The 13,327-nt window shown below is 49.0% G+C and carries 8 protein-coding genes; all 8 read left to right on the forward strand.

Features of this window, described 5'->3' with window-relative positions:
• Nucleotides 1-6 precede the first annotated feature (6 nt).
• The 8 genes from ACFO5Q_RS17290 to ACFO5Q_RS17325 all read left to right on the forward strand — a co-directional run bounded on the left by ACFO5Q_RS17290 (nucleotide 7) and on the right by ACFO5Q_RS17325 (nucleotide 13,021).
• Nucleotides 7-2,733, forward strand: a complete 2,727-nt coding sequence (locus tag ACFO5Q_RS17290; RefSeq protein WP_068147290.1) for a LuxR C-terminal-related transcriptional regulator — start codon at nucleotides 7-9, stop codon at nucleotides 2,731-2,733.
• 199 nt (nucleotides 2,734-2,932) lie between these two features.
• Complete coding sequence (locus ACFO5Q_RS17295) at nucleotides 2,933-4,558, forward strand: hydantoinase/oxoprolinase N-terminal domain-containing protein (RefSeq protein ID WP_082719851.1); 1,626 nt, start codon at nucleotides 2,933-2,935, stop codon at nucleotides 4,556-4,558.
• Nucleotides 4,545-6,659, forward strand: coding sequence for a TonB-dependent receptor (locus ACFO5Q_RS17300; RefSeq protein ID WP_068147291.1), 2,115 nt, complete (start codon nucleotides 4,545-4,547; stop codon nucleotides 6,657-6,659). Before ACFO5Q_RS17295 ends, ACFO5Q_RS17300 begins: the two co-directional genes overlap by 14 nt.
• A gap of 96 nt (nucleotides 6,660-6,755) precedes the next feature.
• Complete coding sequence (locus tag ACFO5Q_RS17305) at nucleotides 6,756-8,060, forward strand: cytosine permease (protein ID WP_068147294.1); 1,305 nt, start codon at nucleotides 6,756-6,758, stop codon at nucleotides 8,058-8,060.
• On the forward strand, nucleotides 8,057-8,782 hold the full coding sequence (locus tag ACFO5Q_RS17310) for an aspartate/glutamate racemase family protein (protein ID WP_082719852.1): 726 nt from the start codon (nucleotides 8,057-8,059) through the stop codon (nucleotides 8,780-8,782). Before ACFO5Q_RS17305 ends, ACFO5Q_RS17310 begins: the two co-directional genes overlap by 4 nt.
• 31 nt (nucleotides 8,783-8,813) lie before the next feature.
• The gene (locus ACFO5Q_RS17315; protein ID WP_068147299.1) at nucleotides 8,814-9,941 is read left to right on the forward strand and encodes a DUF917 domain-containing protein; all 1,128 of its coding nucleotides are present in this window, start codon (nucleotides 8,814-8,816) and stop codon (nucleotides 9,939-9,941) included.
• 9 nt (nucleotides 9,942-9,950) lie between these two features.
• The gene (locus ACFO5Q_RS17320) at nucleotides 9,951-11,774 is read left to right on the forward strand and encodes a prolyl oligopeptidase family serine peptidase (protein ID WP_068147301.1); all 1,824 of its coding nucleotides are present in this window, start codon (nucleotides 9,951-9,953) and stop codon (nucleotides 11,772-11,774) included.
• Nucleotides 11,775-12,412: 638 nt separating this feature from the next.
• Nucleotides 12,413-13,021 carry a hypothetical protein gene (locus ACFO5Q_RS17325; protein WP_156431943.1) on the forward strand — a complete coding sequence of 203 codons (609 nt, stop codon included), beginning with the start codon at nucleotides 12,413-12,415 and terminating at the stop codon, nucleotides 13,019-13,021.
• The last annotated feature ends 306 nt before the right edge of the window (nucleotides 13,022-13,327 follow it).

Consider the following 13,327-nt stretch of genomic DNA (forward strand, 5'->3'; position numbering starts at 1 on the left):
GATGAGATGACAGCTGAAAAGGCAAATTTTCTTACTGGACATGAAGCAAGCCATAAGCTCCATGCTGCAAAGCTGTCACCGCCAAATCATGCTATCAACTTGGTGTCGCGCCAATGGATGGATAGCTTCATATTTGAAAATCAGTCCAAAAAGGCTGTCATTCTACGAGCCCCTGCGGGTTTTGGGAAAACATCTGTTGCAAGCCAATTTTATCATGCGTTGTCAGAGAATGGCTTGAATTGTGTGTGGTTGTCGCTGGATGACAACGACAATGTGACGGAGACTTTGCTTTCCTACTTATTTAGGGCCCTTTCCCAAGAATGTGTTGGCCTTTCCGATGTTTCTAAAGCCAGTATTGCAGCCTTTTCAGGTGCCTCCGAAGCCGATCTGGTCTTCCTCTTACAGGAAGTGCTGGAGGATATCGATGGGCTTCTTTACCTGTTTCTCGATAACGCAGAAGTGTTGGAAAAGGATGCGATGGAAAAATGCATTCAGCCAATATTGCAAGTGCGGAATTCTGGAGTGCGCTTAGTTATTTGTAGTCGTTCCAAGCCTAGCCTGAAGGTTTCAAAGATTCGAGTGAAGGGGTTGCTACAGGAAGTTGGCCCGGATGAATTATCGTTCTCGAAAGACGAGATAAAGGCAGTCTTTTCTGGGGCCATATGTGATCAAGAAGCAACCCAAATCTTTCGCAGAACAGAGGGATGGCCTGTGGCGGTGCAAGTGCTTAAGCAATGGTATGTCCACAACGCAAGTACGTCTTCAATTCTAGAACAATTCAATGGAGCGCTTGAAGAGATAGCTGAATTCCTGGCGGAGCAAATTCTACTTGGATTGGATGAAAATTTGCGTTCGCTACTAATGCGGACTTCCATTTTTGACGAGCTTACAGAAGACAAGGTCAATTTCGCAATGGGAGAGCTTGGCTATTGGAGGCAGCTGCAGTCTATCCAGGGACTCGATGCATTTGTCACAAAAGATGCGAAGGGAAAAGTTGTACGTTTTCATCCCCTATTGAAGGACTATCTCCGGTTTGAATTTGAACGGAAAAATCCTGACGAGTGGACAGAGCTTCAGGAAAGTGCCGCAAGGTGGTGCTTTGCCCGAGAAAACATTGTCTCTGCGATCAAACATGCCCGCCAAAGTAAAAAGCAGCTTTTGGTTGGAGAACTAGTGGAAGACGCCGGCGGGCGTGAATTGTTGTTGCGTGTAGGGTGGGCAAGGCTGAAGGAGGTGGATCGACAACTGACTGACAGCATTTTAAGGTTGTTTCCAAGATTGCAGCTAATGCGCTCGATCATCTTGATGAAGGAGGGCAAGCTTACCAGTGCTCGTCAGCAATTTGAGAAAACTCGTCAATTAACCAATTCTTTTCAGCAGGACCGAGACGGAGGAAATATCGAGAAACTTCGCCTTGACGCGTCATATGTTGATATGTCGCTGATGGTAAACGAATGTAGAGTATGTTTGCCTGAAGAATTTGATCGAAACATTGCGACAATTTCGAGATTGGCTGATGAAGATCACACTCTGCAAGGCAATATCAATACGCTGCTTTGCATCAACAATCACCAGAGAGGTCTTCTGGGGACCGCAGCGGAATATCTTCAACGTGCCCAGTTTCATTATAGGAATGCAGGCTCAACTCACGGGGAGATTTTCTGCAATATTCACCAAGGAACTATGAAGTTTTTGCAAGGGAGCCCCGAATATTCCCGCAACAGCTATAAGGCAGCTCTATCTTTAGCGCGTAGGTCCTTCGGAACAGACAGATCCAAGTTGCAGCTCATTGATCCATTAGTTGCAGAAATTGACTATGAAACTAATAACATCGCCGATGCAGCACATCGGACCAATAAGATTCTTCAATGCGTGAATAAAACAGAAGGCTGGCTGGACATAGTGTTGGCGGGATTTATGACTGCCAGTCTGGTGAGTTATCTACAGTCTGGGGCCGAAAGTGCTTTGGACATGGTTGATGCTTGCGTGTGCGAAGCCGATCGACAAGGCCGAGGTCAGTTGAGGAACAGTCTTGCTTCACTGCGGAGCAGTATTTTGGCACGGGCAGGGCTAATAACTTCTGCGCGCGATGTGTTGATTTCAGAGGCGATTACTTTTGAAGCAGTCGTCGCAAAATTTGGCCAAGCGTCTTGGCGAGAGGTTGAGGCCAACATGATTGCAATTCTTGATGTTGAGAGCAGAGATAGTTCGGGAATGGTTGGCTTCGTGGAAGCCAATGGAATGGTACTTAAGTTTTTTGAACAAGGTCTGATACGCCCTTTTATACGCGTTGGAATTCTTACATGTAAGGTTGGCTTCGATCAGGGGCATATTGAGGAGAGCTACGAGCTGTTTGACCGAGTGACGGAAAAAATTGTGTCAACAGGATATGTGCGCCACCTGATCGATGAGTATTCAGTGCTCTCGGAATTTATTGCTGCCAGAATCGCGGACGATAACTCAAAAGTCTCCCCAGATATATTGCGACAGGTTGAATACATCATTGAACTATGTTCAGAGCCTGCTCATCCTGCAGTTTCTGAAATTTTAACGAAGCGAGAACGGGAGGTGCTGAGGTCGCTTTCTGAGGGCAATTCGGACAAACTTATTGCTCGTGAACTGGGTGTTTCCAACAATACCGTTAAGTTTCATGTTAAGAATCTTTATAGGAAGTTGGGAGCAAACAATCGAGAACATGCCTCCGAAATTGCCCGAGACTTGGACGTTTTGTAACAGTCGCCCATAGAAACTAGCGCCGTTTCTGTGCGAAAGCTTACCCCACCCATGGATCTATTTCCGTTCGGCGCTACCCCACCCTTAATACCTTAAAACCTACCCCCTGGCGAGATTGCGAACGTTAGAACACTGCGTCACGCTTGACGAATGTCTTCCGAAGTAAATCGGACAACTAATTAGTCAGGCGAGCAAGTGTATGCGAATTGGTATTGATGTAGGTGGAACTAATACAGACGCGGTCTTGATGGATGGCAACAAGGTTGTCTCAAGCATTAAATCCCCTACGAGTGAAAATGTTAGCAGTGGTATCGTGCAGTCCACTCGTGCCGTGTTGGATGCGGCGGGAATAGGTGTCGATCAGCTAGAGTCTGTGATGATCGGCACGACGCAATTCACCAACTCGTTTGTAGAGCGAAAAAATCTAACGCCGGTAGGCGTAGTGCGAGTTGGTTTGCCGGCTGCAGCTGGACTGCCCCCTCTGATGGATTGGCCAGGCGACCTGAAAGCCTGTCTCAAAGACCAAATCCATATGGTTCACGGCGGGCATCAATATGATGGTCGCGAGAATGTACCGCTCAATGAAAAGGAGCTGCTCTTAGCAATTCGTGACATGCGAGCAGCAAGGGTGCCCTCTGTTGCGGTTTCATCGGTCTTCTCTCCTGTGAATAGTGCGATGGAGTTGAGGGTTGAGGAGATCATCCTGAATGAAATGCCGGATGTGTCGCTGACCTTATCCCATCGAATAGGGAAGCTTGGATTAATTGAACGCGAAAACGCGGCGATCATGAACGCGAGCTTGGCAGTGTTTGCAAAGCGAGTTGTGACGTCATTTAGGCAAGCCCTTCAAGAGTTGAATGTCAAGGCTCCCTTCTTCATTAGTCAAAACGATGGCACGTTGATGTCAGCCGAGATGGTTGAGCAATACCCAGTTCTTACCTTTGCTTCAGGCCCTACCAATAGTATGCGCGGCGCTGCATTTTTGACAGGTGTCGAAGATGCTCTCGTTGCTGACATCGGGGGGACCACAACAGACATCGGAATGTTGCGGAACGGTATGCCACGAGAGTCTTCGGTAATTGTTGATGTAGGAGGTGTGCGAACGAATTTTCGCATGCCTGACATCATTGCCTTGGGTGTCGGTGGGGGTAGTCGAGTTCGAGTTGGAGAGCAGGTTACCATAGGCCCTGACTCTGTAGCAAAGAACCTGCTCACCCAAGCCCGGGTTTTTGGTGGGGGCGTACTGACTGCGACAGACATAGCTGTTGCTGCGGGCTATGCCGATGTTGGCAACCGCGCAAATGTAGCAGATCTCAAGTCAGTCGACGTGGTCGCTTGCGTGGCGCGTATTCATGCTGCGGTTGCTGCCGGTGTTGAGAGAATGAAAACCAGTGCAGCTGAAGTGCCTTTGATCCTCGTTGGAGGTGGCGCGATATTGATTTCTCAAGACCTGCCTGGGGTATCGGAAGTAATCAAGCCCCAGCATGCGGACGTAGCAAATGCGATCGGAGCATCCATCGCCGAAGTGGGTGGCGAGGTCGACAAGGTGTTCTCCTATTCAAAAATAGGCAGGGAAGCAGCCTTAGCTAGTGCCAAGCACTCAGCTATTGAGGCGGCGATCGGTGCTGGCGCTGATCCGGCTCAGGTAAGGGTAATCGAATTGGACGAAATTCCGCTTGCTTATGTGCCAGGGGGTGCCGTTCGCATCCGGGTCAAGGCAACCGGCAAATTGGCAGAATTGGGGCGCCCAAGCTCAGAGGGGCCTAAAACTGTTTTGAATTCAGGGAAAACTAGGGAAACTGGAGGTAGTCATGAAAATGTATAATTCGAAACGAGCCATGATGCTCACACTTTTGGCGGGGAGTTCGCTTGTTTTGCCCTCCTTCGCTGCACTTTCTCAGCAATCTGGCGCGAACTCCGAAGCAAATACAGATGATTTAATGGTATTTGAGGAAATCGTAGTTACGAGCCGCAAGCGATCAGAAAAGCTTCAAGATGTACCTGAAGCTATTACGGCTTTTACGGCGAGTACCATTGAAGCAGCAAAGATCGATACGTTGCGGGACTTCGTCGACCTCACGCCAAACCTGATTGTGCGCGAGACGTTCCGTTCGAATGAAACCTTTCTTACACTGCGAGGGCTTTCAAGTGCGCAAGGCGCATTGCCCCCAGTTAGCTTTGTTGTGGATGGAGTTCAGTTGGGCTCGAATGATTTTATCAACCAAGACCTGCTGGACGTGGCTCGAATTGAGGTCCTAAAAGGCCCTCAAGGTGCCCTATATGGTCAAGGCGCTATCGCAGGTGCTGTGGTTGTAACAACAAAAGAGCCTGTAGATGAGTTCGAAGCATTTGCCAAAGCATCGTACGGCAATGGCGATAGCATGCGGGTTGCTGGAGGGGTCTCAGGGCCGTTGGTGAAGGGCTCGCTTTATGGCCGTGTATCTGGGTACTATCGCGACACCGATGGCCTGATCAAGAATGTCAATGGTGACAATATTACCGCTTCAGATCAATGGTCTCTGAGAACTAGGCTTATGTACCAGTCTGAAAGGCTGGATGTGAGTTGGCGAGGTAGTGTGACCCAAGGCACGGGCTTTTGTTGTCATTTGGACCGACTGGCAAAGGACTCAAACGGGACTCCTATTGGCATTGATGACTTGGATGTGCCTGTGTCGACTTCAAACATTATCGGGACTTCTGAAGACAGGTTCTGGGATACTTCCTTGAAGGCAGACCTCGATCTTGGCTCGGTGACATTGACCTCCATTTCAGGCCTGGCACATGTAAAACAGTATGCTGTTGGTGACGCTGATTACTCGAGCGCGCCTGCAGTTATTCAGGACCTGGTATTTGCGACAGATGTTTTTAACCAAGAACTTCGGCTAACTTCAGCTGATGATGCACGGCTTAAATGGATTGCTGGTGGTTTCTACCAAAATCGTGATGAAAATCAGGATATTTTTGTAGGTGCGGAAACCCAGGGGGCAGGCCTCGTACCCGACACGATCCTGAACCTAGCGAATGAGATGGAGAGTGAATCCTGGGCTGTTTTTGGCCAGGCGAGCTACGACATCACGGATAAAATGACCTTCTTGGCAGCAATGCGATATGATCGTGATCATCAAAGTAGCGTTGACCAAAACAATTACGATGCGACGTTCAAGGAAGCAACCTTCAGTCAATGGCAACCTAAGTTGCAGCTTTCATATCAATTCACAGACGATATGCTGGCATATGCTACTTATTCCACGGGTTTCAGGACTGGTGGCTTCTCGCAGAATGTTCAATTCGATAATGAGGTGACGAAGAACTATGAACTTGGCCTGAAGAGCACATTTTTAGATCGTCGGCTGACGATGAATGCCTCTGTGTTTCACATTGATTACACCGGCCAACAATTCTCTTTCGTTATCTTTGACGGAAATGTCGCCCAGCGCGGCGTCGTGAATATTGATAGTACATCCATCAACGGAGCTGAACTGGAGGTGTTTGCCCGGCCGGTGAAAGGTCTGGAGATCAACCTCGGCCTCGGGGTGACAAGCTCGATTGTTCAAGAGGTTTCAGCCGTGGATGATGCGCTTGGTGACGTATCTGGTGCCGTCGGAAATCAGTCGCCGCTGGTACCGACATTTACCTATAATACTGGAATTACCTACACCCATCCGTTGACGGATAGCCTCGACCTGGTGGCGCGTGCTGATTATCGAAAAAGGGGTCAGTATTTCCACGATTTGAACAATCTGGTCCGCACAGGAACAAAAGATCTGATTGATGGACGGATAGCAATTGAAGCTGAGAGCTGGACCTTCTCTGTTTGGGGTAAGAACCTCACCAATGCACGATTTGCGACCCGCGTTAGTGAGTCAGCTTTGCGGACGCCAAACATGCCAAGAAGCTATGGCGTCGAGTTGAGCTACCGGTTCTAGTTGCCGGGGGCTTTGGGAGGAGTTGGCGCTCATTGCTCCTCCCAGGCCACATTAATTAGTGAAAGCGCAAAAATTTACAAAGTAAGAGGATGCGTAATGGAAATTGGCCAAGACTATGAAAGGGCAAGAGTCCCTGGAGGCGCGACGGTCAGTGGATGGCACATTGCGTTTGTTAAGATCGGCGTCATCGTGGCACTTCCGGCATTCATCTCAGGGGCAGAAATCGGAGCCTCGCTAGGTTTGCAGAAGGGTAGTCTTGCAATTCTTTTTGGGGCGCTAATTTTGGCAACTCTCGGTGCTGCAACAGCTACTGTTGCAGGAAAGACCAGATTGTCTGCATCTCTTATCGTTGAAACATGTTTTGGGGCATTTGGTGCGCGGTTTGTGAACTTGATCATAGCGTCAACTTTACTTGGGTGGTTCGGCGTTACCGTTGCTTTTTTTGGTTCGTCATTGGCAGCACTCGTTGGTTCTACGACAGGACATACCTTCCCTACATGGATTTTTGTTGTTGTTGGCGGGATGTTAATGATTTCTACTACCGTATTTGGCTTTAGCGGGCTACGGCGTTTGGCCGATATAGTAGTGCCATTACTGTTGGTGGTGATGGTTTGGTCAGCTTATAAGGTTAGCGGTATTGAACAGTTGCCTGATGCAGGCCATCCGTCGGATGTGAGCTTAACCCTTGGACTAGCTGTTTCCGCTGTAGTAGGCGGGATGGTCGTCGGTACCACCATTTTTCCTGATTTGGCGAGGTTCGCTCACAGTTCGGGTCAAGGACGATTTGCTTCTTTTCTGTGTTATGGGGCGGCAGTGCCCGTTGTCCTGATACTGTCTGCATATGCCAGCATCAAAACTGGTGAGACAGATCTCGTACAAATCATGTTTGTTACGGGACAAGGCTTTTTAGCATTGTTTACGCTCGTCTTTGCGGCGTGGACAACTAACGCAGGCAACCTCTATTCGTCATCGCTCATTTTTTCGATGCTTTTAGAAAAGGTGCCTTTTTGGCTGTGTTCGCTGGGAGCGGGCTTGGTTGGGGTTTTGATCGCGCTTCTTGGTGTTGCTGATCAGTTCATTCCTTTACTGCTTTTTTTCGGCGCAGCAATTCCACCAATCGCAGGTGTTTATCTGGCCGATTTCTTTTTCGGCTCACGCGAGAAGTATTTTCTCAAAACGGTGGGCGCTTATCGGCCTGTTAACTGGTCTGCCATGCTGGCCTGGGCGTCAGGATTTGGCCTGGGCTTGTGTACGACGAATGGCCTTTTTGTGCTTTCGTCTGTACCTGCCTGTGACGCAGTAACTGCAGGTTTCTTGTCCTATCTCTTTTTCGAAAAAATTGCGGGTTGGGGAAGAGGCAATGTTGCATCTAATTCTAAGAACAAGTTTGAGGTGAAATGATGACACATATCAGGGTGATCACGGCTCATGTGTCTCCGCGATCGAACAAAGAATGCGAGTATGAGGATTTGTGTAAAGAAGGGCATAAAGTGACATGCTCTCAGATACAAGACGGACCTCCCTGTATTGAAGGAGAGCTGCACAGTGCTCTCGCCGTGCCAGGTATTGTCAGGGAGTGTCTTGCGGCAGAAAGGGATGGGGTTGACGCAATTGTCATCGATTGTGTGGGTGATCCAGGCCTCGTTGCGGCAAGAGAAGCAGTGCGTATTCCTGTTATTGGACCAGGAGAGGCGTCAGTACACCTTGCAAGTATGCTCGCAAGAAAGTTTTCTGTTCTAGCACCGTCTCCAAATGTTGTGCCTCTCATCGAAGAGAAATGTAGGCTTTATGGATTGGAAAACCGGCTCGCTAGTGCAGTCGCTATTGATGCGACGGTTTCCGATGTGGTCTCAGGAAGCCATGAGGGACTCCTGAATCAGTTGGTTACCGTTGGGGCAAACTGCGTGGAGGAGCATGGGGCCGGTGCCTTGATTATTGGCTGCACAGGATTTGTTGGGTATGCGCCGCAGATCGCTGACAGGCTTTTGTCTCGCAAGTTAGATGTGCCGGTTATCAGCCCTCTCAGAACAGCGCTTCGCTTTGCGCAGTGCATCTCAAGCCTTGGTCTGAGACATAGCCCCAAATCATACCCATTTGCGTCAATGATCGTATCTGGACTGTGACCATTTTACTTTGATAGGAGAGGCCCCGCGTATGTCGATCGGGATTGATGAATTAGAAGATTTAGCTGTAGGCGCTGCGTTTCTTGGTACCGGTGGTGGAGGAGACCCTTATATCGGCCGCCTAATAGCTACCAAGGCAATCCAGGATTGCGGTGAGCCAACAGTATTGGATCTAGATCAGGTCAAGGATGACGATTTTGTGGTTACCGTGGCTGGCTACGGAGCCCCAACGGTGCAAATCGAAAAGCTGATCGGCGAGGGAGAGCTGGAAAAGGCCTTGGCCAAACTTGAACAGCACCTGAAAAAGAAGGTGACAGCTATTATCCCCGCCGAAATTGGCGGCAGCAATTCACTCGTACCAATTGCCCTGGCGTCTAGGTGTAAATTGCCTGTTATCAATGCAGACGGTATGGGACGAGCTTTTCCAGAGCTGCCAATGAACGTATTCAGCTTTAATGGAATTTCAGCCTCTCCCATGATTGTGACAGATGAGCATTGCAATACTGCGATTGTTGAGACTGCGTCGGATCGTACTGCTGAGAAGATTACGAGAGCAATTGCTATTGAACTTGGGTTGCGAGTGTTCATCGGCTGTTATCCAATGACAGGTCGAATGGTTAGAGAGTGTGCGATTGAGGGCACTTTGTCTCAGGCTATTGCAATAGGTCGTTCTATTCGCCAGAGGCCCCCCGGTTCCTGCGCTATTGAATCATTGATGCACTGTCTCAGTACAATTTATCCTGATCGAGAAAGCAGGGTCTTGTTTACGGGTAAAATTGTAGACGTTCAAAGAGATACCGCGGATGGATTTTCAAAAGGTAGTTTTCGAATTGAGGCATTTGGATCAGGGCAAAGCGCAGAGTTGATTTTTCAGAACGAATTTCTACGGGTTTGTGTCGAAGATAAATTGGTTGCTGTCGTGCCGGATCTTATCTGTGTAGTTGATGAAGAGACTGCAAGTCCTATTACTACGGGGGCTTTACGTTATGGACAACGCGTAAAGGTCATCGGCATTGAAGCACCTCCTCAATTGTGTAGTGAGCAAGCATTGACCTATGTCGGGCCTGAGTGTTTTGGGATGGATTTCCCTTATAAATCGATTGCGACACTTGAAGCAGAGGCAGCTGACAAGGCCCCAAAATCAGCCACTGCTGTCTAGGGGATGAAGATGCAAGCGCTTCTTGGCCCAGAAATAGTTGACTTTGATGTACTGGATGACCGTCTTGTCTGGTTAGAACGCAGGCCGGCGCGAGACGGATTGCAGGTTCTCGTAGAATGGCGAGACGGCACTGCGATAGACTTGGATGTTCCCGGCGGAGTAAAAGATACCGTGCGAGGCTATGGTAGCGGCTCCTTTTGCTTGTCTCCGGAGGGTGTTTACGCAGTCTGTCAAAAGAGCGGCTCGTTACTTTATTTGACGACCACAAACAAGGTCGAGGTGAGGGCCGACATTCCAGGAACAAAAATTGGCGGGCTTGTTTATCACCCGTATTTGGGGCGGCTATTCTTTCTTGGGGAAACGGCCGATGGGGAAAATTGTAGTACAGGGATCTACAGCTATGACCCAATATCCGGACAGTGTAACTGTTTGTGGAAAATTTCTGGCTTCATTGCTCAGCTAGCACCATCAAAAAATAGTGCTTCATTAGCCTGGATAGCCTGGCCCGAGACTGGAATGCCGCACGATGCTACCAGTCTTTGGGTGGGGGATTTTTTGTCGGAAATGGACTTCAACGTTACCGAACTGCTCCCCGCCGTTGAGGGGCGCAGTATATGCCAGCCCTACTGGAACAACGGTGATTCTCTTTGGTACCTCAATGATGCTTCAGGATTTTGGGCACTTGAGGAATATTCCGACGGTAAAACTATTCCAGTGGCGCAGTTAGCGACGGATATGGGGTTTCTTTCATCCAACATGCTTGAAAGAACGTTTACACAGGTCAGCGATGGTCGATTATTCTGCGCCGTATCCGAGATGGCCGAGTGGCATCTATCTGCTTGGTTGCCAGTGGGCGGGTCAAATAAAGCTGCATCTATTGACACTAACAATGCAGCGTTTGTCAGCATCAGAAAGATCAAAGCCTACCAGGGTGGAATAGCCCTTCTCGCTGGCAGTAGGGATCGTCCGATAAGTGTCTGGAGCTTGCAAAGGGACGCCGACCTTGTCCGGCTGTCGGCAGATACTCAACCAGATGCACAACTGCCTGTAGCTGAGTTTAGGAATATCATTTTTGAGGTTGAGCCGGGACTCAAAGGCAATGCCTTCTATTACGAAACGTCAAAGACCGGAAAAGCAAATGCTCGAAACCAACTACCACTTGTCGTAAACGTTCATGGTGGCCCGAAAGCTATGGCTACGGCCGATTACAGTGCTACCAAGGCATTCTGGCTGGAGCAAGGCTATTGTTTTTTGGACGTCAACTATCGCGGAAGCTTGGGATTAGGGCGAAGGTTTAGGCAAGCAATCAACGGCAAGTGGGGGATTGCTGATGTTCAGGACGTATGTGCCTGTGTCCAAGAAATAGTGTCAAAATGTCATATCGATCCCAAGAGAATTGTGGTGAGGGGGGCAAGTGCGGGTGGTTTGACGGTTGTCCTATTGCTTGCCCAATCAAGCTTGTTCGCCGCAGGGAGTTCTCACTATGGGGTCCTTGACCTTTTGTCGCTTGCTAAAACAACCCATAGCTATGAAAAGCATTACTTGGAATCGCTTGTTGGCTGTACAGATCAAGATGAGAGTGTCTACCGAGACCGGTCCCCGACAACCTATGCTGCGGCGCTTAAGGCCCCCCTGCTGTTGTTGCAAGGCCTTAAGGACCAAATCGTACCCCCGAGCCAAGCCTATCTATTGAGTGACCTGTTGGCCAAACACAATATGCCATATCAATTGATAGAGTTTGAGAATGACGGGCATGGCTGGGCAACACGCGAGGCAACTTTGAAGGCGCTGGAAGCAGAAAGTTGTTTTTATGAAAAAATTCTTGGTTTCTGATCTGCTGGTTGCCTTCTCTAGTGGTTTGTATTTCGAGCAATTCTCTGTTGTCGCGGAGGCCGTTGCCGCGGGTCTTGGTGTGGTGCGACGGGAATGGTTGTTGCAAGAAGCTTCTTTTCGTCGCAGTGCGCAAAGGCTCAGGTCTTGCTGAAGGTTTAGCTCAAGAATCAGCTGGAAGTGATTCAAAGGTGTCGGAAGAAATAGACAATTTTGTCGCTCTAGACGATTGCAGGCGAATACGATCTCATCGCTTTATGCAGGTTGAAAGCGTTCATAAGCTCGATGAGGCATTGGCCACAATTCTAAGCCTGCCTACTGTTGAACGCACGCAAACAGCGACCGATCTTTTCACAAAATTTCAGAGGATCGGCTAACGTGCCGAGAAAAGTATGGGCATATTGACATCTTTTAAAGCCTCCTCGGTCGATATGTTCGGAAGGCTCCGCCGCGTCGGGGTTTCGTGTATCTTTGTAGGACTTTTTTGTCTGTGTTCTTTTTCTGCCGCTTCAAGTGCCTGTGAGCTCGTCGTCAAGGACAGCCGTCAGCACGACATTCAGGTCCTGTACGAGGAATGGCCTCCTTATGTAACGTGTAATGGAAAGACCATTGGGGGGCCGGTTGTAGGGGCTGTTCGACAGATGCTGAACATTGAGGGAATCAGCTTTTCTGAACGCTTGCTGCCAAGTGCAAGGGTGTCGCGCGATGGTCTTGAAAGGGCCAATACCCTAACAGCAACATTCCTTCAAGTTGACGGTCAGCCTTCAAATATGCATCTGATTGGTGAGGTTGCGCCCAGGCTCCAGTATTACCTTTATTATAATGCTATTGCTAAGCCGAGAAAATATGATCTGGCTTTGGGTACGCTAAATGTCCTTGTGCTCGCCAACCCTCGATTGCCAACAGGCTCAAGAGTACCGGCCTTCTTCAAATTGCTCGAAGTCCCGAACTTGGCTGCGATGCAGAAGGGGCTTCAATTGGGACGCGCAGATTATGTTTTGCTCGATGCTTTGACGGCTGATTCGGTTGTTAATGACGCTGCTGTTGCAGAACTGGCGCTTCAACCGGTCCGACGGATAATGGAAGCTGGGATGTATATTGCTCTGAGCTCCACTACGCACCCCGCATTCACGGCACGGATCAAACAAGCATATAAAGACCAACGTGAGGAAATCTTTAAGGGCTATTCCAGGATCGTCCAAAATTCTGCAGCTCAAGCTGCCGAGTACCTTGAGGATCGTGAACAATAAAGCCAATGCCAAGTTCAGGCCGCACGGCTAGGCTCAGCTCAAGAAGCGGATCAAGTAGATGACTGCGGTGTGGATGCGCGACGACTATTTTAAGGCCGCTTTGTAGTGACCAGCGCAATTGGTGCCAAGACCAGTTTCTCAAGGCGTTAGGTTAGCCATAAATTGGTCCGAAAGTTTTATATATTCGCCGCCTACCTCCATTTTTTGAATAATCGTTAAGATTTGTCAAGGGCGGAGCAAAATTAGGCCATAGGGCGGCGTAAAAGTGAGCCAGTATGGATATGGTTGATATGATAGCCGGGGGCA

The sequence above is a fragment of the Kordiimonas lipolytica genome (assembly GCF_042651265.1).
Taxonomy (GTDB): Bacteria; Pseudomonadota; Alphaproteobacteria; order Sphingomonadales; family Kordiimonadaceae; genus Kordiimonas; species Kordiimonas lipolytica.